General features: G+C 33.4%; 26 protein-coding genes. 10 read left to right on the top strand and 16 right to left on the bottom strand.

The window, feature by feature from the left end; all coding sequences use genetic code 11:
- The first annotated feature begins 67 nt into the window (after positions 1-67).
- The 5 genes from ACIDC4_RS11335 to ACIDC4_RS11315 all read left to right on the top strand — a co-directional run bounded on the left by ACIDC4_RS11335 (position 68) and on the right by ACIDC4_RS11315 (position 4,952).
- Positions 68-952: a bifunctional 5,10-methylenetetrahydrofolate dehydrogenase/5,10-methenyltetrahydrofolate cyclohydrolase gene (locus tag ACIDC4_RS11335; RefSeq protein WP_078006170.1), complete on the top strand. Its 885-nt coding sequence runs from the start codon at positions 68-70 to the stop codon at positions 950-952.
- 446 nt (positions 953-1,398) lie between these two features.
- The gene (locus tag ACIDC4_RS11330) at positions 1,399-2,013 is read left to right on the top strand and encodes a hypothetical protein (protein WP_412045336.1); all 615 of its coding nucleotides are present in this window, start codon (positions 1,399-1,401) and stop codon (positions 2,011-2,013) included.
- A 9-nt stretch (positions 2,014-2,022) separates the two neighbouring features.
- A complete protein-coding gene (locus ACIDC4_RS11325) occupies positions 2,023-2,313 on the top strand; it encodes a winged helix-turn-helix domain-containing protein (protein WP_065450961.1) in 291 nt (96 codons plus the stop codon).
- 113 nt (positions 2,314-2,426) lie between these two features.
- Entirely contained in the window at positions 2,427-3,815 is a 1,389-nt protein-coding gene (locus ACIDC4_RS11320) for a DUF4153 domain-containing protein (protein ID WP_412045337.1), read from the top strand.
- Between the two features lie 186 nt (positions 3,816-4,001).
- Positions 4,002-4,952, top strand: a complete 951-nt coding sequence (locus ACIDC4_RS11315) for a magnesium transporter CorA family protein (protein ID WP_412045338.1) — start codon at positions 4,002-4,004, stop codon at positions 4,950-4,952.
- Between the two features lie 73 nt (positions 4,953-5,025).
- Here ACIDC4_RS11315 and rluF read toward each other — a convergent pair whose 3' ends face one another.
- From rluF to ACIDC4_RS11300, 3 genes are all read right to left on the bottom strand, one after another.
- The gene (gene rluF / locus ACIDC4_RS11310; protein ID WP_412045339.1) at positions 5,026-5,883 is read right to left on the bottom strand and encodes a 23S rRNA pseudouridine(2604) synthase RluF; all 858 of its coding nucleotides are present in this window, start codon (positions 5,881-5,883) and stop codon (positions 5,026-5,028) included.
- A 132-nt stretch (positions 5,884-6,015) separates the two neighbouring features.
- Positions 6,016-6,360 (bottom strand): antibiotic biosynthesis monooxygenase family protein, encoded by a 345-nt coding sequence (locus ACIDC4_RS11305; RefSeq protein WP_412045340.1) that lies wholly within the window; start codon positions 6,358-6,360, stop codon positions 6,016-6,018.
- A 12-nt stretch (positions 6,361-6,372) separates the two neighbouring features.
- The gene (locus ACIDC4_RS11300; protein WP_412045341.1) at positions 6,373-7,524 is read right to left on the bottom strand and encodes a cytochrome P450; all 1,152 of its coding nucleotides are present in this window, start codon (positions 7,522-7,524) and stop codon (positions 6,373-6,375) included.
- A gap of 73 nt (positions 7,525-7,597) precedes the next feature.
- On the opposite strand from ACIDC4_RS11300, the gene ACIDC4_RS11295 reads away from it, so the two are divergent.
- Entirely contained in the window at positions 7,598-8,278 is a 681-nt protein-coding gene (locus ACIDC4_RS11295) for an ArsR/SmtB family transcription factor (protein WP_412045342.1), read from the top strand.
- A 322-nt stretch (positions 8,279-8,600) separates the two neighbouring features.
- Here the strand turns inward: ACIDC4_RS11295 and ACIDC4_RS11290 are convergent, their stop codons facing one another.
- The 3 genes from ACIDC4_RS11290 to ACIDC4_RS11280 form a co-directional block, all read right to left on the bottom strand.
- Entirely contained in the window at positions 8,601-9,461 is an 861-nt protein-coding gene (locus tag ACIDC4_RS11290) for an alpha/beta fold hydrolase (protein ID WP_412045343.1), read from the bottom strand.
- Between the two features lie 338 nt (positions 9,462-9,799).
- Positions 9,800-10,579 carry a zinc ribbon domain-containing protein gene (locus ACIDC4_RS11285; protein ID WP_065450969.1) on the bottom strand — a complete coding sequence of 260 codons (780 nt, stop codon included), beginning with the start codon at positions 10,577-10,579 and terminating at the stop codon, positions 9,800-9,802.
- Positions 10,580-10,582: 3 nt separating this feature from the next.
- Positions 10,583-11,677 carry a Nif3-like dinuclear metal center hexameric protein gene (locus tag ACIDC4_RS11280; protein WP_412045344.1) on the bottom strand — a complete coding sequence of 365 codons (1,095 nt, stop codon included), beginning with the start codon at positions 11,675-11,677 and terminating at the stop codon, positions 10,583-10,585.
- Between the two features lie 181 nt (positions 11,678-11,858).
- Here ACIDC4_RS11280 and ACIDC4_RS11275 point away from each other — a divergent pair, with 181 nt between their 5' ends.
- Together ACIDC4_RS11275 and lpxK are read left to right on the top strand one after the other, a co-directional pair.
- Positions 11,859-12,683, top strand: a complete 825-nt coding sequence (locus ACIDC4_RS11275) for a KilA-N domain-containing protein (protein WP_488381139.1) — start codon at positions 11,859-11,861, stop codon at positions 12,681-12,683.
- A gap of 44 nt (positions 12,684-12,727) precedes the next feature.
- Positions 12,728-13,756 carry a tetraacyldisaccharide 4'-kinase gene (lpxK, locus tag ACIDC4_RS11270; protein WP_412045345.1) on the top strand — a complete coding sequence of 343 codons (1,029 nt, stop codon included), beginning with the start codon at positions 12,728-12,730 and terminating at the stop codon, positions 13,754-13,756.
- Positions 13,757-13,762: 6 nt separating this feature from the next.
- Here lpxK and ACIDC4_RS11265 read toward each other — a convergent pair whose 3' ends face one another.
- The 3 genes from ACIDC4_RS11265 to lipA all read right to left on the bottom strand — a co-directional run bounded on the left by ACIDC4_RS11265 (position 13,763) and on the right by lipA (position 17,908).
- Positions 13,763-15,934 (bottom strand): tetratricopeptide repeat-containing hybrid sensor histidine kinase/response regulator, encoded by a 2,172-nt coding sequence (locus tag ACIDC4_RS11265; RefSeq protein WP_412045346.1) that lies wholly within the window; start codon positions 15,932-15,934, stop codon positions 13,763-13,765.
- 26 nt (positions 15,935-15,960) lie between these two features.
- Positions 15,961-16,959, bottom strand: coding sequence for a type I glyceraldehyde-3-phosphate dehydrogenase (gap, locus tag ACIDC4_RS11260; protein WP_412045347.1), 999 nt, complete (start codon positions 16,957-16,959; stop codon positions 15,961-15,963).
- Positions 16,960-17,041: 82 nt separating this feature from the next.
- Positions 17,042-17,908 carry a lipoyl synthase gene (lipA, locus tag ACIDC4_RS11255; RefSeq protein WP_412045348.1) on the bottom strand — a complete coding sequence of 289 codons (867 nt, stop codon included), beginning with the start codon at positions 17,906-17,908 and terminating at the stop codon, positions 17,042-17,044.
- 298 nt (positions 17,909-18,206) lie between these two features.
- On the opposite strand from lipA, the gene ACIDC4_RS11250 reads away from it, so the two are divergent.
- Both ACIDC4_RS11250 and ACIDC4_RS11245 read left to right on the top strand, forming a co-directional pair.
- Positions 18,207-19,082, top strand: a complete 876-nt coding sequence (locus ACIDC4_RS11250; protein ID WP_412045349.1) for a M48 family metalloprotease — start codon at positions 18,207-18,209, stop codon at positions 19,080-19,082.
- Between the two features lie 193 nt (positions 19,083-19,275).
- The gene (locus ACIDC4_RS11245) at positions 19,276-20,154 is read left to right on the top strand and encodes a M48 family metalloprotease (RefSeq protein WP_412045350.1); all 879 of its coding nucleotides are present in this window, start codon (positions 19,276-19,278) and stop codon (positions 20,152-20,154) included.
- 66 nt (positions 20,155-20,220) lie between these two features.
- On the opposite strand, the gene ACIDC4_RS11240 is transcribed toward ACIDC4_RS11245, so the two are convergent.
- The 7 genes from ACIDC4_RS11240 to murB all read right to left on the bottom strand — a co-directional run bounded on the left by ACIDC4_RS11240 (position 20,221) and on the right by murB (position 25,782).
- Entirely contained in the window at positions 20,221-20,601 is a 381-nt protein-coding gene (locus tag ACIDC4_RS11240; protein WP_065450978.1) for a PH domain-containing protein, read from the bottom strand.
- A gap of 223 nt (positions 20,602-20,824) precedes the next feature.
- A complete protein-coding gene (locus tag ACIDC4_RS11235) occupies positions 20,825-21,652 on the bottom strand; it encodes an energy transducer TonB (protein WP_412045351.1) in 828 nt (275 codons plus the stop codon).
- A 156-nt stretch (positions 21,653-21,808) separates the two neighbouring features.
- Positions 21,809-22,360 (bottom strand): RNA polymerase sigma factor, encoded by a 552-nt coding sequence (locus tag ACIDC4_RS11230; RefSeq protein WP_194616885.1) that lies wholly within the window; start codon positions 22,358-22,360, stop codon positions 21,809-21,811.
- On the bottom strand, positions 22,351-23,457 hold the full coding sequence (locus tag ACIDC4_RS11225; protein ID WP_412045352.1) for a glycosyltransferase: 1,107 nt from the start codon (positions 23,455-23,457) through the stop codon (positions 22,351-22,353). Before ACIDC4_RS11225 ends, ACIDC4_RS11230 begins: the two co-directional genes overlap by 10 nt.
- 83 nt (positions 23,458-23,540) lie before the next feature.
- Positions 23,541-24,155, bottom strand: a complete 615-nt coding sequence (locus ACIDC4_RS11220; RefSeq protein ID WP_412045353.1) for an FMN-binding negative transcriptional regulator — start codon at positions 24,153-24,155, stop codon at positions 23,541-23,543.
- 2 nt (positions 24,156-24,157) lie between these two features.
- A complete protein-coding gene (locus ACIDC4_RS11215) occupies positions 24,158-24,625 on the bottom strand; it encodes a GNAT family N-acetyltransferase (protein ID WP_412045354.1) in 468 nt (155 codons plus the stop codon).
- Between the two features lie 143 nt (positions 24,626-24,768).
- On the bottom strand, positions 24,769-25,782 hold the full coding sequence (murB, locus tag ACIDC4_RS11210; RefSeq protein ID WP_412045355.1) for a UDP-N-acetylmuramate dehydrogenase: 1,014 nt from the start codon (positions 25,780-25,782) through the stop codon (positions 24,769-24,771).
- Positions 25,783-25,827: the final 45 nt, after the last annotated feature.

Genomic DNA, 25,827 nt, shown 5'->3' with positions numbered 1-25,827 from the left:
TCGATAAAATATATATGCGTTTCGCTTGTAACGTGAAACCTGAAACTTTAAACTTGAAACAAAAACAATGCAACTACTAGACGGTAAAAAAACAGCTGAAGACATTAAAAACGAAATTGCAGCCGAAGTTCAATCGATAAAAGATGCCGGAGGAAAAGTACCTCATTTGGCAGCCGTAATCGTTGGTACAAACGGGGCAAGTTTAACTTACGTAGGAAGTAAAGTAAAATCTTGCCAGCAAATTGGCTTCGATTCAACTTTAGTAAGTTTACCCGAAGATATTACCGAAGAAGCTTTACTGGCAAAAATCAAAGAACTAAACGAAGATGATGATCTTGATGGTTTCATCGTTCAGTTACCGTTACCAAAACATATCGACGAGCAAAAAATCTTATTGGCAATCGATCCTGATAAAGACGTTGATGGTTTTCACCCAACAAACTTCGGGAGAATGGCTTTAGAGATGGAAAGCTTTATTCCTGCAACTCCATTTGGTATCATGCAATTACTAGAGCGTTACAACGTAGAAACTGCCGGAAAACATACCGTAGTAATTGGTAGAAGCCACATTGTAGGCCGACCAATGAGTATTTTAATGAGCCGTAAAGGAAATCCTGGAGATTCAACAGTAACTTTAACCCACAGCCGTACTAAAAATTTAGCCGAATTCACTAAAAATGCTGATATTATTATCACCGCTTTAGGAGTTCCTGAATTCTTAAAAGGAGACATGGTTAAAGACGGAGTTGTAATTATCGATGTTGGAATTACTCGTGTAGACGATGCATCAAACCCAAAAGGTTACGTAATCAAAGGCGACGTTGATTTTGACGAAGTAAGTAAAAAATCATCATTTATTACGCCAGTTCCTGGTGGAGTAGGACCAATGACAATTGCAATGTTACTTAAAAACACACTTTTAGCAAGAAAAATGCGAAGCGCCAAAAAATAATTCTTTTCAAATAAAAATAAACAAAGCCTATTCAATCGAGTAGGCTTTCTTGCGTTATATACTTTGGGCGTGACCGTATTTACAAAAGGCGCTACTTAACATGCCGCTTATGTGCGCCTTTCGTAAATACGGTCGGGCTATCCACGCTACTTCGGTAGCTTATTCCTATCCCTCACGCAACTAAACCTACAAAAAAATATGTATTTTATTGGGCTATTTCATTAAGTTAAACTTTTACACAATCCCTTTGTGATCTAAAAGCAAAGCGCAATTCGCAAAGCTTTGCGAACTTTGCGTATCCCGATAGCTATCGGGATTGCGAACTTTGCGGTAAAATTTTATTATCGGGTTACAATGTCTACATTAAATTAAAAATCAAAAAAAATCAATTTTCTATTTGTCAATTCAAAATAAAATATAACTTTGCAATACAAAGTACTTTATTTATGAATCAGAAGCACCAAGAAGATTTAGCACACATTCGTTCCATGATGGAGCGCTCTTCAAGATTTATATCCCTAAGCGGACTCTCAGGAGTATTTGCGGGTCTGTCGGCATTGATTGGCGGATTGTACGTTTATCAATTATTCAAAGCAAATGGCATTGAATATTTCGATGACCAGCAAATCACGATTACTGCTAGTTTGGTGTCTCAATTGTTCATTACAGGATTAATTATTTTGGCTTTTGCTTTTATTTTCGGATTGACCTTTACCATTAGAAAAAGTCGAAAGTACGATTTACCCATCTGGACATCGGCAACAAAAAATATGTTGTTCAATTTAGCGGTTCCTCTTTTGGCCGGAGGCGTATTTTGTCTGGCACTTTTATACCACCAAATTTATGGATTAGTAGCTCCGGCTACCTTAATTTTCTATGGTTTAGCACTTGTAAATGCCGAAAAATATACATTTTCGGATGTTAAGTACTTAGGATTCTGTGAATTATTTTTAGGATTTATTTCTCTTTTTTATATCGGATATGGTTTAGTTTTTTGGATCATCGGATTTGGTATTTTGCATATCTTGTACGGATTAATAATGTTCAAAAAATATAAATAAATCCACGCAATGGGAATCATTGATAAACTAAATAAAGATTTTGAAAGCCGTGTCAGATTGGGTATTATGTCCATCCTGATGGTCAATGAATGGGTTGATTTTACCGAGATGAAAAATCTTCTGAACATTACAGATGGTAATTTAGCCAGTCATTCCTCAGCGCTTGAAAAATCAGAATATATCGAAGTCAAAAAAGAATTTGTGGGCAAAAAGCCCAAAACCTCTTATCAGGTAACTCCTAGGGGACGTGCAGCTTTTAAAGAGCACCTTTCTTATCTTGAAAAATTAATGAAATCGTAATAACTATATTTTTTTGCCTAAATACTTTGAAATACAAAGTACTTTTAAATTTAAAATAACAAAATCACTATTAAAAAAAGGTAAATCACAAGCAATAAATAAATTCAACAAATATGAAAAAACATCAAATCATTCTAGCTTGCAGTATACTATTTACACTGCTTTTTTACAACGAGTCAGTAGGAGTAAACCTCTCTATTTTTGGACTATTATTAACAGGTTCAATCTGTTATTTCTTTCAGGATCGGTTTACAGACAGATCACATTTAATCTTGGTTGTTACTTCGGTTTTATCCTGTCTGGCTTTTGCCTGGTACGGAGATTTTGTTTCTTTTTTGGCTTTGGCAACGTCCATTCTCTTTTTGCAGTTTAAAACCCAGGAGTCAAAACTTAAAATCATACAGGTATTTCCATTGGTGTTTTTGAATGCATTCGCTTCGATTGGTCGTATTTTTATGTTCAGCCAATGGCTTCCGGAAAGAAAAATTCATAACAACTTTGCCAAGAAGCTGGTCGCTTATTTCATTATTCCAACAATTTTTATAATAGTATTTTTTACAGCCTATTCTTTCGGAAGCTCACATTTCTCGTCTTTACTAACAGATTATACTTTAGATATCGATATTGTAGAAGTGATATTAATTGGCATATTAGGATTTTATATTTCATTCAGTTTCTGGAATTACTGGGTACCAGAAGTTTGTTATGAAAAAAATGAATTATTAGACAATGATTTTAATAACATAGCCGAAATTAAAAGCCAAAATACATTTTCGTTTTTAGATATTGACTTCGAGAGAAAAAGCGGCGAAATTACTTTGGTATTACTAAACATTATGCTTGTAGTATTTATTGTAACTTACAACTACGAACAGTTTTTTGAAGTGATAGCAAAATCAAACCTGAGTGCCGATACGCACGAAAGAGTCAATTCGGTAATTTTCTCGATCGTTATGGCGGTTGGTGTAATTATGTTCTATTTTAAGGGCGGATTTAATTTTGATAAAAAAGCAACTAATCTCAAAAAACTGGCTAAAATCTGGATTGTCTTAAACGGACTTTTGATCGTAAGTACCATCATTAAAAACTCAGAATACATTTCAGTTTTCGGATTAACATATAAACGATTAGGCGTTTACGCTTTTCTGACTTTGGCTATCATAGGTTTAGTTTTTGTTTTTCTAAAAATAACAAAACAAAAAACAAACGCTTATCTGGCAAACCAAATGGTATGGTATTTTTACGGAACGGTTTTGCTGTGCAGTTTTGTAAACTGGGGAAATCTGATTACTACTTATAATATTGCAGTAAACAAATGTGTCGAGCCAATATTTTTGAGTCGTTTGAATTTTAATGACGAAACCCGAAGAGAATATTTTTCAAAACTTCACTTAGATGGACAATTAATTGAAATTAGGAAAGAAGAAGAAATTGATGAATATCAAAACAAGACATTTTTATCAAAAGCATTGTACTATGAGTTTTTGAATGATAAAAAGTAATTTTTTCCCGAAACCACCTTTAGTAAAATACTCAAGGTGGTTTTTTAGTATTTAATTATACTTTTAAACTTTTGGGTTTTAAAAATAAAGGATACTTTTGCACCACTTAAAAAAAAACTTCTCCAATGGACGATTATTATTCGTTAGTATTAAATTAAAATAGCTTTTGAATTATTTCAAAATGCTATGATAAAACCCTGCAATTTTGAAATGAAAGCCTTTTACAAAAACAACAACGGATTAATCGAGACAAAAGAATGGACTCCAAACTGCTGGATTAACATTGAGTCTCCTTCAGAAACAGAAAAAAAATATTTACTCGAAGAACTGCAAGTTCCTGAAGCCTTTTACAATGATATTGAAGATATCGACGAAAGACCTCGTATGGAATCTGAAGATGGCTGGACTTTGTTTATCATGCGTATCCCTGTAAAAAGTAATGATGTTAAACTGCCTTTTCAAACCATTCCGTTAGGATTAATTTTTAAAGAAGATGTTTGTGTTACCATAAGTTTTTACGAAACCGAAATCATTTCTGATTTTGTACAATACACCAACAGAAAAAATATACACATAAGAGATAATTTTGATCTCGTTTTACGATTGTTATTGTCTTCAAGTGTTTGGTACTTAAAATATCTGAAACAAATTAATCAAAAAATCAAACTCGCCGAAGATAATTTAGAAAAATCTATCAAAAACGAAGAATTACAAGCGCTTTTGCAAATAGAAAAATGTCTGGTGTTCTTTATAACTTCCTTAAAAGGAAACGATGTTTTGTTTCACCGAATTAAAAATCTAAAAGCCCAAAGAGAACATTTTGATCAGGATTTATTAGAAGATGTTGATATCGAATTAAGTCAGGCACAAGACACAGCAAATATCTACAGCAATATCTTAACCGGAATGATGGACGCTTATGCATCGGTGATTTCGAACAATATGAATAATATTATGAAGCAAATGACTTCTATTTCTATTATTTTAATGATCCCCACTTTAATTGCCAGTTTATACGGAATGAACGTGCCAAACGGTTTAGAGGAAAGTAAATACGGAATCTGGATATTACTTTTAGTATCGGTAATCTTATCCATTTTTGGTGTTTATTTATTCAAAAGAAGAAGATGGTTCTGATAAAATAATTCACAAATGCATTATATAAAAAGACCCTTTCGTTTTTGCGAAAGGGTCTTTTTTATAAGATCAATTAGTAATCTCCTTTTTTCTTAAATCTGGGATCATCCTTTGATATAAAATCGGTACGTCGTTTAGGAACATCATCTTTTGATAAAAAATCAGTTCTTCGTCTTGGAGTTGGAGTTTCAACTTTTGGCAAACTTGCCTCTTCGGTTTTGCTTGACGGTTCAATTAAATGATTTAATTCTTTAATTTCATCATCAGTCAAATCACGATAACGACCAACCGGAACATCAAGCGAAATATTAATGATTCTGATGCGTTTAAGCGCCGTTACGTCATAACCCAGATATTCGGTCATTCTACGAATTTGGCGGTTTAAACCTTGCGTCAAAATGATTTTAAAAGTAAATTGACTAATCTGCTCTACTTTACATTTTTTGGTCACCGTATCCAGAATCGGAATACCATTTCCCATGCGTTGTATAAAACGTTCAGTAATAGGTTTATTTACCGTTACCGTATATTCTTTTTCGTGATTGTTTCTGGCGCGTAAAATTTTGTTTACAATATCGCCGTCATTCGTCATAAAAATCAATCCTTCACTGGCTTTATCCAATCGTCCGATTGGGAAAATTCGTTTTGGGTAATTGATGTAATCCACAATGTTATTTCGAACTTCAAGATTCGTGGTGCATTCAATTCCAACCGGTTTATTGAAAGCCAGGTAAACCAATTTTTCGTGTTTCTCAACTATCAGTTTTCCGTCAATACGCACTTCGTCATTTTGCGAAACTTTCGTTCCCATTTCAGGTACAACACCATTTATTGTTACGCGTCCTTCTTCAATAAGTTTATCAGCTTCACGGCGGGAACAATATCCTGTTTCACCAATAAATTTATTCAGACGTTTTAAATTCTCTTCCATACTGCAAAAGTAAGCAAAATTTAGACTTCTTAGAATTTCAGATTTCAGATTTTAGATTTTAGATTTTCCTCAATCAAAAGAAAAACCTTTGTCACCATGCATATCTGCACCTTTGAACCATTGAACCTTTTGTTAAGAATGAAACAGCGAACTATCGCTCGGCGTTTCTTTTCGTTCAAACATTCCATAATCACGAACAACAGTGGCAATTCTTAAATGATAATCCTTAAAAACTTCATTTCTGCCTTTTGCTTGCGCGTGGCGGTGCATTTCTAGATTTCGCCATTGCTGGATACTTGCTTCATCTTTCCAGAAAGATAATGACAAAACTTTATCGGGATTGCTAAAACTCTGAAAACGTTCTATCGATATAAATCCTTCTATATTGTCTAATTCTGGTCGAAGACTTGCAGCGATATCCAGATATTCTTCTTTTTTCCCTTCATTAGGGATTACTTCAAAAATTACTGCTATCATATTTTATTTTTATTATTGTATCAAAATCCAGATACTTTTTGGTAATCTGGCGTTTATCATTGGTTCGTATTCTATATTATTGTCTAAAAGTGTAACCGTTTTGTATTCATTAAATAAAAACCATAAAACTTCAGTAGCCAGATTAATCGAAAAATATTTGGCCAAACATTGATGGCCGCCAATCCCGAAAGTCAAATTCTCGTTATTATTAAAACGTTCGATATCAAAATTTGATTCGTTTTCGAATTTTTCAGAATCCCTATTGGCCGCAGCAATAACGATGAATATTTTTTCGCCTTTTTTAATTATGGTTTCTCCTAAAGCAATATCTGCATTTGCAATTCGCCTTGTATTATGAATTGGCGGATCAAATCTCAAAGTTTCGATAACCGATTTTTCTATTGTTGTTCTATCGGCAAAAGTTTTGTGTTTGATAATTTGTAATAATGAATTACTCAAGATTCCGCGACCAGCATCATAACTCTGAATCATCAATCCGATTAAATTACTAATGGTTTTTATTTTTATTTCGTCAAGCGAAAGAACTTCTGACTCGGATATTTTATTTAATAAAGGGTTGTAGAAATCGAGTCGCGAAAGTTGTTTTTCTACCATAGAAAAGATTTCTTCAGTAATTTCATTGATCAATTTTACTTGTTCTTCTGTTTTATTCGGAAGCATTATTTTGACCAAAGTTTCAATTTTATTCAAAACAAATTCACAATCATTATCTGTAAAACCAAAACTTTTTAAAACAACTAAAACCGGTAGTTTTTTACAAACCGCATTTATCCAATCTATTTTATTTTCGATTAAATCATTTTTTATCAATTGAGAAACAATGGTATTGATACCTACAGATTGTAGGTTCGAAAACAGTAAACTGGCAATTTCACGATTTATCGTATGTTCAATCCCATTTGATAATCTCGTAAGGTTGGTCAAAATGTCTACAGCATGTTTGTTAAGTTGCGGTTCGTTATTCAGGTTTATAGCCGGAATAAAAGCATTAGGATTTTTTAAAACTTCAATACAATATTCATAAGAATAAATTGCCCAGGTTTTGTTCTCGTCATCCCAATGAATCGGGTTTTTATCCATCATAGATTTATATATCGAATAAGGATCCTGCACATTAGACAGAAGAAATAAGGTAGAGGTCATGTATATCGTTTTTAGCAAAGTTATTTAACTTTACACATCAATAGTTCATTCTATATTTAACTATGAAAATCTAATGGAAGATCAATTTATAAAAGCTGCAGGATTAATTGGTGATGCTACGCGTGCTGCTATCATGTGGACATTGCTAGACGGACGGGCATTTACTGCCACTGAACTTTCAATTGCTGTAAATACATCTCCTCAAAACATTAGTATGCATTTGGGGAAACTTCTTGATGCTAATTTACTTATTGCAGAAAAACAAGGCAGACATAAATATTATAGATTTTCTAGTAAAGAAGTAGCATATGTTGTTGAAGCAATGGCAAATCTTATTCCCAAGCCGGAGATCTCTTCAAAAAAGAAAATAGAGAATTACCCTCCCGTAAAATATTGCCGAACGTGTTACGATCATTTAGCCGGAAAAATAGGTGTGGCTTTAGCCGATAGTTTATTGGAACAAAAAATAATTATAGAAAAGAATAATACTTTCGAAATTAGTCCTGAAGGAGAAAAATGGTTCTCAGATTTCGGAATTAATATCGGAGACGCAAAAAAACAAAAAAGAATATTCTTAAAACCTTGCCTCGACTGGAGCGAAAGACGATATCATATAGCAGGTTCAGTAGGAACATTGTTATTGAATAAAATGCTGGAGCAAGACTGGATAAGAAGAACAAAAGATTCCAGAGCTATTATAATAACAGGAAAAGGAGAAAAAGAAATGTTGAAGTCTTTTAAAATTATTGTTTAAAAACAATTTTGTCATCCCGAGGTACGAGGGATCTCCGTAAGTAGCTCTACAAAGATTGGCGATTTTGATTGCGGAGTTTCTTATGGAGATCCCTCGTACCTCGGGATGACAAAAAATGAGCAGACTAAATCTGCGGGAAATTTTTTTAATACAAAGTAATCACAATCTTGTCATCTCGACCGAACGGAGAGATCACACAAGAAGCTCGACATAGATTGGAGATTCTAGGAACAGAGTTACTCGTGCGTTCCTTCGTGCCTCAGGATGACAAAGTATAATGGTGAAATAAAAAAAACTTAGTGCCTTAGCGACTTAGTGGCATTTAAACTTTATCAGAAGAAAACAAAAACTCAATTACCTTCTCATACAATTCATCATCATGCATACCGTGGCCTAAACCTTTAGTTTCTATAAACTGACTATTTTTCCAGTTACTCGCAATTTTTTTTCCTTCGTCAAAAGCAACAATCTTATCTGAAGTATCGTGCGCAATGAAACCCGAAACATTAAATTGAGAAGCGAATTTTTGTGCAGAGAAATCCCCAATTTTAAAGTTGAAACGATTGATGAATTTAGTTTCAAGTAGCGAAAACATTTTGGCATTCAGACTCAACATGGCAATATAATTGTCGATCAATGTTTTTAAATCTGATGGCGCTCCAAGAATCACCATTTTATTAATACTTGTGTTCGGAAATAAATATTGATGATAAACGCAAGCTGCGCCACCAATCGAGTGACCAATAATAATTGTGGGTTGATACTTTTCTACTGCTTTATTAATGAATTCAGCATACAGCGGAATATTAAATTCTTTGCCGCTACTTTGGCCGTGCGCGGGAGCATCAATAGCAATAATGGTACTTCCTGATTGTTGAAGATGTGGTAAGGTTTTTTTCCAGCGTGCGGCATTGCTTTCCCAACCGTGAACGAGAAGAATTTTGGTTTCGTTTCCTTTCCAGATGTAAGTCTGAAAATGATGTTCGTTGTGATGAAACGTTTCGGTTTCTGTATTTTTTAATATTTTGGGTAAATCTTCTTTTTGTAATCTTCCAATTCTGGGCTGACTAAAAAGAGCATAAGAAAGTTCAACAGCTTTTTGCGGACGAACATAACTTAGAAAGTTAATATACGACCCCACCGATTTTAATGTAATGAAACGAATCCCTTTTTTAATTCCCAAAACTTAATTTTTTATAAAGATAAAAATATGATTTTAAAGTTGCTGAAAAATATTTTGCGACAGATTAAAAGATTAGCACAGATTGAAAATCCTTTATCAATTATAACACCTATAGAAAGAGAAAAAAAATTATCGAAGAGAACACTTAGTTTTCTTTTACTCTTAGCTTTTATAAGAGACAAAGTTCGCAAAGCTTTGTATTGATTTAGCTTTGCGAACTTTGTGCTTTCAAAAGCAATCTTAGATAAAATCTTTGCGTTCTTTGAGGTAAAATTCTCCACAAGATTTAGCAAAATAATGGCAAAAAAAAATCCCGATTAAATCGGGATTTTAAATATTTAGAATTTAGAGAACAATTGTTCCATTTTTTCTTTTTCTTCTTCAGCTAATGCGCTGTCAACTAAAATTCTTCCAGAGTGCTCATCAGTAATGATTTTCTTTCTAGAAGCAATTTCAACCTGTGTTTGAGGTGGAATTGTAAAGAATGATCCTGCAGATGCTCCTCTTTCGATAGATACAACCGCTAATCCGTTACGAACACTAGTTCTGATTCTAGTATAAGCAGCTAATAATCTTTCTTCGATCTGAGCAGAGAACTCAGCTGATTTCTCAGATAAGAAGATTTCTTCTTTTTGAGTTTCAGCCATAATAGCATCTAATTCAGATTTTTTATGTTTTAAGTGAGAACTTTTAGCGTCAAGTTTTTCTTTTAAGTTCGAAGTAACTTCTTTCTTATGTTCGATAGAAGCTTTCATTTCTTTGATTTGCTTTTCAGCCAATTGAATTTCTAATTCCTGAAATTCAACCTCTTTAGTCAAAGAATTAAATTCTCTGTTATTACGAACTGATTCTTGTTGTTTTGTGTATTTTTTGATAACCTCTTTGTGCTCATCAATAGCATTTTTCTTTGCTTTGATAAGATCTTCAATAACCTCAAGTTCACTTTTCAGTTTCTCTGAACGCGTGCTTAAACCTGCAACTTCATCTTCTAGATCTTCCACTTCTAAAGGAAGTTCTCCTCTCACGTTTCTGATTTCGTCAATTCTAGAGTCAATAAGCTGTAAATCGTATATTGCTCTTAACTTGTCCTCAACACTTAATTCTTTCGTATTCGCCATATTCTATAAGTACTTAACTGGATTTGTATTTTCTTCTGATAAAATGATGGCAAAATTAAGGATTTTTTTTCGAAGATAATCAACAATATAGTTTTTTGTATAGCGTTCGCTCTCAAAATGACCAATATCGGCTAAAAGTAGTCGATTTTCTGCTTCATAAAACTGATGGTATTTTAAATCTGCAGTCAAAAAAGCATCTGCTCCGGCCATAATTGCATTTTTTATGGCAAAACTTCCTGAGCCTCCCAAAACGGCAACTTTCCTGATTTTTTTCCCCGTAAAAGCCGAATGGCGAATTCCGTCGGCAATCATCTTATTTTTTACAAAAACCAGAAAATCTTTTTCATCCATTTCTGTTTCGAATTCTCCAATCATTCCTAAACCAATATTCTGATGAGCGTTTTGTAAATCATAAACTTCATAAGCTACTTCTTCGTAAATATGATTCGCGAAAAGAGCTTTTAAAATTCGGGATTGTAAATGTTTTTCAAAAACAACTTCAATTTTTATTTCGGTTCCGGTATGTAATTTTCCTCTTTCTCCTATTACAGGATTACTATCTTCATTTCCCTTAAAAGTGAAAAAGCCTTCGGTATTAAAACTACAATTGTCATAATTGCCAATAGTTCCGGCGCCAGCTTCAAACATAGCATTTCGAACTTTATCAGCATTATCAGGAGTAGTGTAAGTTACTAGTTTTTTGATAAAACCTTGTTTCGGAATTAAAACCTTAGTATTCGTTAACCCTAAAGCATCACAAAATATTTTATTAACTCCCGCAGAATGATTATCTAAAGCTGTGTGAACCGCATAAATAGCAATATCATTTTTGATCGCTTTCAGGATCGCGCGCTCTACATAATTTTTACCCGTAATTTTTTTAATTCCGGAAAACAAAATCGGATGAAAGCAAACTACAAGATTGCAGTTTTTTGCAATAGCTTCATCGATGACATTCTCTAAAGCATCATGACAAACTAAAACTCCGGTGCTATCAGTTTCAGCATCGCCAACTAATAGGCCAACATTGTCAAAATCTTCGGCGTAAGCCAAAGGTGCCATTTCTTCCAGAACTGCTAATATTTCTTTGATTTTCATTATTTTTTGTTTCAGGTTTTAAGTTTCATTTTTTTTGCGATTAAGGAAATCTGAAACTTGAAACAAATTAACGAAAAAAATTATACTTTCGTAAAAGGAATGCGGTAAGTAGGTTTTTTCTTCTTTTTGTATTTTGTAAATTAGGACATGTCAAGGTTCTCTTAAAATAGAAACATAATGTATGGCAAAATTGAATAAAATGGAGGTGAATGGTAATTCAATTTCATTGCTCTCGAACTTAGAACAAGATTATATTTGTATAACTGATATTGCGCGCTACAAGGATCCCGATCATATCGATGATATTATAAAAAATTGGTTGCGAAACAGAAATACTATTGAACTTTTGGGATTTTGGGAAATTTTAAATAATCCTGATTTTAAACCCGTCGAATTCGACGGGTTTAAAAAGCAAGCCGGTTTGAATAGTTTTACCATGACTGCTAAAAAATGGATAGAAGCCACTAATTCTATTGGTATAATTTCTAAATCAGGGAGATACGGAGGAACTTATGCACATAAAGATATTGCATTTGAATTCGCTTCCTGGATTTCTATTGAGTTTAAACTCTATATTATTAAAGAGTTTCAGCGTCTAAAGGAAGATGAAAATAAAACCAAAAATTTAGATTGGAATTTACAAAGGACAATCTCTAAAATTAATTACAAAATCCATACTGACGCAATAAAGGAAAATTTGATTCCATTAAGTCTAACCGTGGCTCAAAAGAATTTTATTTATGCTGATGAAGCTGATACTTTAAATGTGGCTATTTTTGGAAAAACAGCAAAACAATGGCGGACTGAGAATCCTGATCAAAAAGGTAATATTAGAGATATTGCTTCAATAGAACAATTAGTTGTATTGTCAAATCTTGAGAGTATTAATGCTGTTTTGATACAACAAGAAATACAGCAAGTCGATAGATTGCTGAAGTTGAATGAAATTGCAATTGTTCAAATGAAATCTCTTATTAATACTAAAGCATTTGATAGATTGAAGTAATCATTAATTTTGTGGTAGAAATTTAAAAATCATACTTTCGTAAAATGAACTTACTTCGAAAAATACTTTTCCCTTTCGCCGTTTTATATGGATTCATTACTTCGATAAGAAATTTTCTTTTTGATAAAGGAATTCTAAAATCAACATCTTTTAATATTCCTGTTATTGCCGTTGGAAATTTAAGCGTTGGCGGAACTGGGAAAACTCCTCAAATAGAATATTTAATACGATTATTATCTGATCGATATAAAGTGGCAACTTTAAGCCGTGGTTATAAACGAAAATCTGAAGGGTTTGTTTTGGCGAGTTCAAGTTCTAGTGCAGAAATTCTTGGCGATGAACCTTTTCAGTTTTATCAAAAATTCCCCAATGTTCAGGTGGCGGTTGATGCCGATAGAACAAACGGGATAATACAATTGCTTTCGCAGAATGAAAAACCTCAGGTGGTTTTATTAGATGATGCTTACCAACACCGAAAAGTAAAAGCGGGTTTCTATATTTTATTGAGTTCTTACGGTGATTTGTATGCAGATGATTTTATGCTGCCAACCGGAAATCTTCGCGAAAGCAGAAGTGGGGCAAATAGGACCAATATTGTAATTGTTACGAAATGCCCGAAAGATTTATCAGATGCAGCACAAACAGAAATTCGTTTGAAATTGAAACTGACTTGTTCGCAGCAAATCTATTTTACGTTTATAGATTATGATGATTCTATTTATGGAGAAAATAAAAAAATAGCTGTAAATGAAATTAAATCAGAATCGAAATTACTTATTGCAGGAATTGCAAAACCAACGCCGTTTTTCGATTATTTAAAAAATGAAAATGATGAATGCCTGACTTTTCCGGATCATCATAATTTTTCTGATAGTGATTTAGAATTGATTCAAAGTAAAGCAGGAAATAAAAAAATCATTACAACAGAAAAAGATTATGTACGCTTAAAAGATTCTAAACTGGCTTCTCAATTGTATTATTTGCCAATAAAAAGTACGTTTATCAATCACCAGCAAAATTTTGACGCAACGATTTTAGAGTATGTTAAATTGAACTCAGAATTTAGCAGCTAAAAAAAATTAATCGAAAAATTTAGCAATTGTACTGTAAAACTCATCAGGAACAAATGGTTTTGTGATCACATCGTTCATCCCAAAAGATAAAAGCATATCTCGGTTTTCGTCAAGCGAAATCGCTGTTAATGCAATAATTGGAGTTGTTTTGTCGAATTCCCTGATTAGCTTTGTGGCTGTTGTACCGTTGATTCCGGGTAAGTGAACATCCATTAAAATCATATCGAATCGTTTTATTTTTAAAAGCTCAACTGCATCTTCACCATTATCGATTATTTCGCAGGTAATAGCTTTGTTTTCGAGCATTTTTCGAGTAATCATTTGATTGATTTTGTTGTCTTCAATCAATAAAATCGATTTGTTTTTTAATTGCTTGTCGTTATAGGGTTTTGCTTCTTCTACCACTTCCAAAGGTTCATTGTTAATCTTAAATTTCAATTTAAAGGTAAAAGTAGAACCTTTGCCTACTTCACTTTTTAGCTTTATTTCGCCTCCTAAAAGTTCAATAAGTTTTTTAACGATTGTAAGACCTAAACCGGTTCCGCCATATTTACGATTGACTTCTATAGATCCTTGCGAGAAACTTTCAAAAACAGTTTGCAGTTTGTCTTCAGGAATACCAATTCCTGTATCTACGATTTCAAAATAAACTGTAGCGCTATCTTCTTCTTTCGTATATAATTTTGCAATTACATTTACATTTCCGTTTTGTGTAAATTTTAAAGCATTGTTAATCAGATTTAAAATGATTTGAGAAATTTTAGTGGGATCACCAATTAAATTATCCGGAATTGATTCGTCTATCTCAAGGTTGAAATAGTTTTTGTTGGCCGTTGCTAATTCTTTTAAGGAACTTTGAATGTTGAACAACAGCTCTTTTAAGTTGAAACTAATGTTTTCTATTTCGACTTTTGTCGAGTCGATTTTATTAATTTCCAGAATTTCATTGATAAATGTCGTGAGATAGTTTCCAGAAAACTTTAAAGATTCTAAATATTTTAATTGTGTTTTTTTTGGATTATCCTCCAGAAGTAAATGCGTAATTCCGTTTATAGCGTTTAATGGTGTCCGGAGCTCATGACTTACTGTTGATAAAAATTCGGATCTCGCTTTTGATGCTTTTTCAGCTTTGTTTTTGGCTAAAATAAGTTCTTTGTTTTTTTCTCTTAAAAGTAAATTATTCTGATTTCGAATAATATTATTTTTATATAAAGCCAGGCTTAAAAGAGATAAAATTGAAATGAGGGCAATGGCCAGGATGCTGACCAATTTAGAATAACGATATGTTTTTAACTGAATTTTTTCTTCGCTTTCGCGTTTAATGGTATTGTTTAAGGATTGGTTCTTTTTGAATTTTTCGAACTCATTAAGATCAAGTTTCGCATTTTTTATTTTTAAAATATAATTTTCTAACTGATAATGTTCATCCAGATAAGAGTAGGCGAGATCAAAGTTTTTATTCTTTTTATAATATTGGCTTATCGCTAAAATGATTTTGGACTTCTGAGCCAGATTGTTGCTTTTTGAATTGTATTCTAAAGCGCTGTCCAGATAAATTATAGCCGAATCATTGCGTTTAAGTTGTGTTTCTATTAACCCTAGTTGATAATAGGCATCAGTCTTAGTTTTTAGAATAGAAGGGTTGTCAGGTTTTTTTATTATTTCGTGAAAAGATTTTGCTGCAAGAGGTAAATTCTTATTTGCTTTTAATGCCATCGCTTTTTGAAAGTTCAAAACTTCGGCGTGGTCAACCATTTTTAACTGGCTCAAAAGCGATTCGGCTTTTTTGTAATAAAGGGCAGCGATTTCATAATCGCCTTTTGCAGTATTGGCTACGCCAATATAATGCAATGCCAGAACTTTGGTACAGGTTGGTTTTACACTATCAAACGAAGCAACACTTTTATGAAAACTCTTTAGGGCTTCATCGTATTTATGTTGTTTGTAGTAAATTTTTCCAAGCTTAAAAGTTTGATTGGCTAAACCTTCATGTTTGTGATTTGATTCGCAAAAAGTGATAGACTTTTGGGTATAAAAAACAGCTTGGTTGTATTTTTTATTTTCCAGATTTTTATTGACTAATTTGTTGTAATAGGAAACACTGTCCGTATTCTTTTTGGATTGAGAATACAAAAATGAATTAAAAAAACAAAAAAGAATAAAAAAGTGGTATTTCATGTAATGCAATGCTTTTACAATGAATCTTATGTTTTTCTTGTACGCAAAATCAAATCGATTAATCTTGATGAATAGCCAATTTCGTTATCGTACCAACCCACAACTTTTACCATTTTGTCAATGACAGAGGTTAGTTGCGCGTCGAACAAACACGAATGTGTATTGCCAATTACATCAACAGAAACAATAGGATCTTCTGTGTAATCTAATATTCCTTTTAAATTTGTTTTTGAGGCTTCTTGAAATGCTTTATTTATTTCTTCAATAGTAACAGCACGTTTTACATTAAACGTAATATCTGTCAATGAACCATCGGGAACGGGAACGCGAATTCCACAACCTCCGATTTTCTCATGCAATTTAGGAAAAATTTTTGTTAATGCCTTAGCCGCACCTGTAGTTGTTGGAACAATTGACTGACTTGCGCCTCTGGCACGGCGTAAGTCCTTATGTGGCTGGTCATGAAGGCTTTGGTCTGTAGTGTAAGAATGTATCGTTGTGATGTAGGCTTGCTCGATTCCGCACAATTCATCGATGATTTTTATCATCGGGGCAGCATTATTTGTGGTGCAACTTGCATTTGAAATAATGTTTTCGCTTCCGTCCAGAATATTTTCATTAACACCTAATACTACCGTTTTGATACTATCAACTTCTGATGGAGCAGAAAGAATTACTTTTTTAGCCCCCGCTTCAAGATGAGCATTTAGTTCTTCGTGGGTTTTGTATTTTCCTGTAGATTCTATTACAAAATCAATATTATGGCTTTTCCAGTCTAATTTTGAAATGCTTTTTTCATGAAAAAACAAATAATGGTTTTCATTAACAATTATTCCTGTTTCGTCATGACTAACGATAAAAGGTAAAACCCCATGAATACTGTCGTATTTTATCAAATGGGACATAGTTTTGTTATCAGCGATATCGTTGATGGCAACGACTTCAATGTCAGGATGGTTTAAAAGTAAACGGAATAAATTTCTACCAATTCTTCCGAAACCATTAATAGCAATTCTTGTTTTCAAGTTTTTTGTTTATTTGTTTAATCGTTCAGCTGTTTAATCATTTAAGTCAGAACGATTAAACAGTTAAACAAATAACCTTATTTTATAAAATGTGTTTTTGCGCTTTGTATGAGGAGCGAACTAGCGGACCGCTTTCTACATGACGGAAACCTAATTCAAGACCAAATTTTTCGTATCGTGCAAACTGGTCTGGGGTAATAAATTCTTTTACTGGTAAATGTTTTTTACTTGGCTGTAGGTATTGACCAATAGTAACAACATCCACATTTGCATTGCGTAAATCTGTCATAGTCTGAAAAACTTCTTCTTCAGTTTCGCCAAGACCTAACATAATTCCGGATTTGGTTCTGTTGATTCCTTTTTCTTTCAGGTAACGTAAAACCTCTAAACTACGATCGTATTTTGCCTGAATACGTACTTCACGAGTCAAACGACGAACCGTTTCAACATTGTGAGATACTACTTCAGGGTTTGCTTCTACAATTCTGTCCAGGTTTCTTTCGATTCCTTGAAAATCAGGAATTAAAGTTTCAAGAGTGGTGTTTGGGTTCATTCTGCGAATCGCCTTTACGGTTTCGATCCAGATAATAGAACCGCCATCTTTCAAATCATCTCTGTCAACACTTGTAATAACAGCGTGTTTGATGTTCATGATTTTTATAGAACGGGCCACTTTTTCAGGTTCGTCCCAATCTACCGTTTCCGGTCTTCCGGTTTTTACACCGCAAAATCCGCAGGAACGCGTACAAACATTTCCTAAAATCATAAAAGTAGCTGTTCCTTCACCCCAACACTCACCCATATTTGGGCAACTTCCTGAGGTACAAATGGTGTTTAAGCTATATTTATCTACTAAACCACGAAGTTCAGTATATTTTTGTCCAATTGGAAGTTTTACTTTTAACCATTTCGGTTTTCCAGTTGGTATATTTTCAATGACTGTTTCCATATATCAAAATTCAAAGTACAAAGATACGGAATGTTGTTTATTTGGAGATGCTAATTTGCTTTTCGTTTACTTTTCATGTCTCTTACTGTTATTTGGGATTATGATGTTCAAATATTAATTATTTGTTTTTAAATATGTTCTAAAGGTTTTCTTTAATAATTATTATCAATATTTTGTTATTTAATTTATCTTTTTAAAATTTAAATTCAACCTTAATATATTACAAATTTGACTTTTGAAGTAAAATAAAAAAAATATCATGTAGTAATTTTGTTGTTAATTTAACAATGTAAGAAACATGAAAAAAAGATTTATTTTATTAGGAGTTTTATTTGCTGCTTTTGGTTGTACTACTATGAATGCGCAAATTCTTTCAGATAAAGCTATGGGAGCTTTAGGAAAAGGTGTTTCGGGATTTACTTTTAGTGATGCAGATGCAGCAGCTCTTGCTAAAGAATCGATTGTAGAAATGGATGCAAATAATCCTGTTGCTGATGCGGCAGATGGTTACGCGATTCGATTAAATCGTTTATTTGGAAAACACGCCTCAAGCGAAGGAGTTAATTTAAATTATAAAGTTTATTTAGTAAAAGACATTAATGCTTTTGCAGCAGCAGACGGCAGCGTTCGTGTGTTTGCAGGTTTGATGGATATTATGGACGATAATGAGTTGCTTGCCGTTATTGGTCATGAAATTGGTCATGTCGTAAATCACGATACAAGAGACGCGATAAAAGCTGCTTATAAAAAAGAAGCTCTCTTAGATGCGGCTTCTTCGCAGTCAGGAAAAATTGAAACTATTTCAAAGTCTCAGTTAGGAACATTAGGAAATGCAATGATTGATAGTAAACATAGCAGAAAACAAGAATCTCAGGCAGATTTATTCTCATATGATTTCATGAAAAAAAATGGTTATGATGTTAATGCAGTCGAATCAGCTTTTAGAATTCTACAAAACTTAAGTCAAGGCGCAGATTCTTCTTTTCTTACGAAGATGATGAGTTCTCACCCTGATTCTGGTAAAAGAGCTGATGAAGCTAAGAAAAGAGCTGTAAAGGATGGTTTGTATAAAGCTTATGAACAACAAAAAATTGTAAATACGGCACCTGCAAAAGCGACAACCAAAACTGCAACGAAAACAACCACCAAAAAGACAACTGCAAAAAAGAAATAATTTTCTATAAAATGAAAAACCGGTAAACGATCAAAAGTTTACCGGTTTTTTTATTTTTAGTAGAATGATAGTTTATAAAATGTTATAAATTCGTTTTAAATTTTTATCTTTAATTGTTAAAAAAATAAGCTTTGTCTAAAATGAAATAGTATTTTGTTATTTACATTTGTTGTTAAATTGTAATTATAAAAAGATGAAAAAGAGATTTGTAATAGTAGGACTAATATTTGCGGTTTTTGGTTTTACCAAAATGAATGCGCAGATTAATTTTGGCGAAAAAGCCATTGGAGCTGTTCAGAAAGGAGTTACGGGTTTTACTTTTAGTAATGCCGATGCTGCTGCACTTTCTAAAGCTGCAGTAGATAAAATGGATACTGAAAATGAAGTTGCAAGTGCAACTGATCCTTACACTTTAAGATTGAACAGAGTATTTGGAAAATATACTGCTGGTGACGGATACACCTTAAATTATAAAGTGTATAAATTAAAAGAGGTTAATGCTTTTGCAACTGCAGACGGAAGTGTTCGTGTATATTCTGGTTTAATGGATATTATGGATGATAATGAACTTCTTGCTGTAATTGGTCATGAAATTGGTCACGTTGCCAATAATGACTCAAGAGATGCGATAAAAGCGGCTTACAGAAAAGAAGCTTTGCTAGAAGGTGCGGCTTCACAATCTGCGACCATCGCAAGTGTTACAGATAGTCAGCTGGGTAAAATAGGAAGTGCGATAATCGACAGTAAATTTAGCCGTAAACAAGAAGCTGAAGCAGATTTGTTCTCGTATAATTTCCTGAAAAAGAATGGTTATAACGTAAATGCCGAAGAATCTGCTTTTAGAATTCTGGCTAAGATGAGCGAAGGATCGCAAGCGTCATTTATTGATCAGATGATGAGTTCGCATCCGGATTCACAACAAAGAGCCGAAGATGCTAAAAAAAGAGCCGAAAAAGACGGTTTATATAAGCCGTATGTGCAACAAAAAATTGTAAATACTGCGCCTGTAGCTACGAAAACGACAGCCAAAAAAGCTACAACTACGAAAAAAACAACTACTAAAAAGAAATAATAATTTCTGATAGAAAAATAAAACCCGATAAGTTTCTCAGAAATTTATCGGGTTTTTATTTTAAGATTAACCTAAAACGTGAAAAGCCAGTACTTTTTGTACATCGTACACATTTACAGATTTATTAAATTGCTTTACAATACTTGGGTTTAGCTCGCTTGAAACCCAAATTTTCAATTCGGCATCAAGATCAAAAGTTCCGGCAGTTTCTACGCTAAAGCGAGTGATGCTTTTGTAGGCGATAGATTTGTATTCTGTTTTGCTGCCTGTAATTCCTTGTACATCAACCAGGATTAATCTTTTGTTGGTAAAGATAAAAGTATCACGAATAAGTTTAAAACCCATTTCGATTTCCTCGTTATCAGTCAAAAGTTGTCCGTATTTTTTAATTAAATCTTCCTGACTTACTGAACCTGCGTTGCCAAGTATAGCTGAAAATATTCCCATTTTTTAGTTTTTAATTTTGATAGATTTGATTTTCCTTTAAAAGGTGATGTAAAAGTAATTAAAATTAAAAATAATATTGATTTTCTACCATTAAGAGATTAAGAAAAATTAAGTCAAAAAGTTGTGCTTAATTTTTCTTAATCTCTTAATGATTCAATTAAAATGTAGTTTTAAATTAAAGTCATAAAAAAAGCAGAACCTAAGTTCTGCTTTTCTATTTTTATTATTGAGCTTCCGTTTTTATAGTAATCGGAAGGTTATAGGCAGTTCGAACTGCTTTCCCGTTTAATACTCCGGGAATCCATTTTGTTTTTAATGATTTTAGCACTCTGATAGCTTCTTTTCCAAGTCCGTAACCAGGATCATTTTTCACCATGATATCGGTAATAGAACCGTCTCTTTCGATTACGAATGAAACATACACTTTTAAAGTTCTGTCAGCATCCAGTTCCGGTCTGTTGAAATTGTTGCCTACATAAGTATAAAACTTAGCCATTCCTCCTGGAAATTCCGGCATTTTGTCTAAAAGCGCAGGAAGTACAGGTTCGTTGGTTATTGGTGCTACTGATACAACTTCTGTATCTCCACCGCCGCCTCCAGTTGTTGGTGTTGCGTTTAAAGCACTTCCTGTTCCTGCAGGATTTTCCGGAGCAGTCACATTATTTGCATTTGTAGCAATTTCAGGAGTAGCCTGATCTGGCGTTACAATAACAGGACGAGTTAATTGCGTGCTGGTAGATGGCGCTGCCGCTGCAGTTTGTTGTTGTTGAACTACTGGCTCTTCTGTTTTTGGAATAACAGGGTGCATTTCATAAGGGGTTACCACTACAGGCCCCGGATCAAATGGTACTGTTTCTACCACAGAAGGTTTGAACTTGTTAATTAATACTGATACACTTCCCAAAGCCGCTAATAATAGCAAACCCATAAATAGAGCTGAGATGGTAGTTTTTGAATTCTCTTGGCGTAATTGATACGCGCCGTACTCTTTGTTTTTGTTTTCGAAAACAAGATTGGTCCAGCTTGTTTCGTAGATACTTGATTTAGACATGATTTATGGATTTTAAGGTTAAGTAACATTTAAATCATAAGCGATAAGGTTTTGGGTTTGGCAAACAACGGAAACGTTGTTGTTTTAATGTGTGGATAATTTACTTTTTTAAGAATAAAGTGAATTATATTTTATTCTTTACCTAAAGATAATAAATTATCTATTACGTTCGATAATTTCTGCCAATAATTTTTTAGCACGAAGTAATTTTACTTTTACATTGCTTAAAGGCTCATCGATTTTAAGTGCGATTTCCTGATAAGTCATTTCCTGAAAATAACGCAGCTGGATTACTTCCTGATAATGTGGTTTCAGTTCTTTGATGCATTGTAGCAGGCGGGAAAGATTTTGCTCTTTAATTAAAGCATCTTCGGCTGATGGAGTAGGGTCGGCAATATTGTAAGCCTGTTGGTCTTCGTTATCAGTGATTTCTATAAAAAGATTGGTTTTCTTTTTACGCAATAAATCAATATATACATTTTTTGCAATAGCAATTAACCAGGTGTTGAATTGAAATTCAGGGTTGTAAGAACCTATTTTGTCAAAAGCTTTAGAGAAGGTTTCAATAGTGATATCTTCGGCAGTAGTTTCGTTTTCCGTACGCTTTAGCATAAAGCCGTACACTTCGTTCCAGAAATAATCTAATAAAAAAGTAAAGGCGATTTGATCGCCCTTTTTTGCTTTTTCTATTTTAGAATTTATTTCCAATATACAGGTTTTGAAAAGATATTAGTTATAAAGATATTAATTTGTGTGAATATAAGCATGATTTCTACGATAGGAAACCAAACTTTAATATCATTTTCTTTTAATTTTCCAGCAGAAAATCCAATTACAGTCCATGCCACGGTATAACGTGTTGCTAAAATAGCCAGTACTGCAATCCATTGAAATTGGAAAGCTAATAATACTATAACTAAGATAAAGAAGAATAATTGTGATATAAAAAACAAAGCCAATTGCATTTTGTCGAAAAACTTATAATGCTCGGCAGTAGAAATGTGTCTTCTTTTTTGAGTAAACCATTCTCTGTAAGTTTTTTTTGGTTTCGAGTAGGTGAAACTTTCCGGAGTGTAAGATATAGTCGTATTATTTTTATTTGCAGCCTGATTGATAAACAAGTCATCGTCGCCTGAACGAATCTGAATGTGCTCTATAAAACCATTTACATTAAAAAACTCTTCTTTTTTATAAGCTAAATTACGGCCAACTCCCATATATGGAAGTCCTAATTTTGCCCATGAAAAATATTGTACTGCCGTTAAAACAGTTTCAAAACGAATGATTTTATTCAATAAAGAACGCTCAACTTTCTCATAGCCTCCATATCCTAAAACAATCGTTTTATTCATGGTAAATTGAGAAGTCATTGCCGTAATCCAGTTTTTTGAAGTTGGATAGCAATCTGCATCAGTAAATAATAAGTATTCTTTTTTAGAAGCTTTGATTCCTAAGGTTAAAGCATATTTTTTATTACCCCAAAAAGCTTCGTTATTTTGCACTTTTACTAAACGAATGTTAGGATATTGTTGTTCGAATTGCTCAAAAACTTCTAAGGTTTCGTCGCTTGAAGCATCGTCTATTAAAACAATTTCGAAATCAGGATAATCTTGTTCTGCCAATAACGGAATAAACTTTTTTACGTTTTCTTCTTCATTTTTAGCACAAACAATTACCGAAACAGGTAATTTTTTTGATGTAATATCTTGTGGTTTGGCAAAAGCAAACTTTCCAAAAATCCCTAAGTAGTAGAAAACCTGGATAACAACAATAGCAATAAAGAAGTAAAATAAAGTTATAAGCATCTGATTTTAATGTCTTTTAATTTCTGAATCTTGCGCGTGCAAATGTACTTATGAATTCCTAGATTTCAATGGCTAAAGCCAATTTACTTTCGGCATTTTGACATTTCTTTTGCAACAGCAATAGCCTGAGGGTTTTCAGTTTTTTCTAATTCCGTAATAATGTTTTTATAATTGTGGTCGTTGCGGTTTTGAGACAGTTTTTTGGTGGCCTGAATTTCATCAATTTCAATTTCAAAACCAAATATTCCTCTCGCTTCGCGCATTGTTTTTGTTGATAAATCTTCAACACGAACCGGATTCTCAGAACCCGCTTCATATTTATCAACCAATTTTTTAAGCTGCTCTATTGTCGTGTTTTCGTCTACAATTTTAATTCGGCCATAAACATGTACGGCTATATAATTCCATGTAGGTACATTTTCGTGATCGTACCAGGAAGACGAAATGTAACTGTGCGGACCTGTAAAAATAGCCAAAACCTGATCGTTCTCGGCAAAACCTTCTGCTTGCGGGTTTAATTTAGAAATATGTCCTTGTAAAATTTCTTTTCCGTCAGCGGTAACTTCAAGTTCTATCGGAATATGCGTAGCGCATAATTTCCCCTTAGTTTGATTGATGAGAATGCCAAAACTATTTTCTTTCAGAAAGGTTCTGATCGATTCCGGATCTTCGTCTTTGTATATTTTAGGAGTATACATTTTTATGAATTTTGATTTAGAGATTTTCCCAGGCAAATGGCTTCCGGTCGATCTGTATATTTTCCGTAATTCGGAATTACTTTGTATCCTTGTTTTTGATAAAACTGAACGGCGCTTTCATTTTTTACTCGTGTTTCTAAAACCAAATTGGTATAACCAAGATTTACAGCTTCGTTTTCTAAAAAACCTAAAATCGTTTGTCCAATTTTCTTTCCCGGATATTTGGCATACATTCGTTTTACTTCTCCGATATTTTGATCAATTGGCCTGATAGCGCCACAACCCACAATTTCAGAATTAATTTCAGCTACAACAAATACAAATTTTGAATTTTCATTCTCCCAATCCTGAAAAGAATTTTTTCCATCACTTCCAAAACGAAGGTAAAGATTTTCTGATAATTCTTCTGTAATTGCCAAAACTTTTTCGTCGTTCGGATTTACTATTTTTATAGAAATACTTTGTATCATCTTATTTGAAGAAAATGAGTTTTTTAGATTTGTCACATCGAGCGTTCCGAAACTTCGGAAGAGATGCTTCGTTGATATAAAGGACTTCGACTTCGCTCAGTCTGACAATATTGTGATTAGTAAAAATTAGTCAATTCGTGTTCTTAAATCACATTAACTTCCGCTTCAATATGAATTCCAAACTTTTCGAAAACAGTTTTTTGAACATCTCTCGAAACGGCTAAAATTTCCTGTCCGGTTGCGTTTCCGTAATTTACCAAAACCAAAGCCTGATTTTTATGAACTCCGGCGTCGCCAAAACGTTTTCCTTTAAAACCTGCTTGTTCTATTAACCACCCTGCCGGAACTTTTACCTCAGTTTCTGAAACTTCATAATATTTCATTTCAGGAAACTTTTGATGGATTTTCTCGAAATCAGATTTTAATAAAATCGGATTTTTAAAGAAACTTCCGCTGTTTCCCAGTTCTTTAGGATCCGGTAATTTGCTTTGTCTGATGGAAATTACAGCATTACTCACGTCTTTTAAAGTTGGAGTTGTCACATTGTTTTTAGCCAATTCAGCCGTAATGTCTCCGTACGAAGTATTGATTTTGTGATTGCGTTTTGTGAGTTTATAAATTACCGAAGTGATAATATATTGATCTTTAACTTCATTTTTGAAGATGCTTTCTCTGTAGCCAAAATTACATTCGGCATTGGTGAAAGTTTTTATTTCCTGAGTTTCAATATTCATGGCTTCGCAAGAAACAAAAGTGTCTTTTATTTCGGTTCCGTAAGCACCAATATTCTGAACTGGCGTTGTGCCTACATTTCCGGGAATCAGAGACATGTTTTCTAAACCTCCAAAATTGTTATCGATGGTATAAAGAACGAAATCGTGCCATGTTTCTCCAGCCTGACTTTCGACCCAGACAAAATCGTCATCTTCCTTGATGATTTTCTTGCCTTTTAAATCTATATGAATGACCAAAGCCTCAATATCTTTGGTTAAAAGCATATTACTTCCGCCGCCTAAAATAAATTTTTTCGCGTTTTTGTTTTCTTCTAAAATGGTTTTCAATTCATCAACTGAATGAACGGCAACAAATTGTTTGGCTCTGGCTTCGATACCAAAAGTATTGTGGTTTTTTAAAGAAAAATTGGATTGAATTTCCATAAATAAAAGGCTTTTTTTGTCCCGAAACGTCGGAATATTTCTGAG

The sequence above is a fragment of the Flavobacterium sp. C3NV genome, from assembly GCF_046825355.2.
Taxonomy (GTDB): Bacteria; Bacteroidota; Bacteroidia; order Flavobacteriales; family Flavobacteriaceae; genus Flavobacterium.
This window is presented reverse-complemented; position numbering and strand designations above follow the sequence as displayed.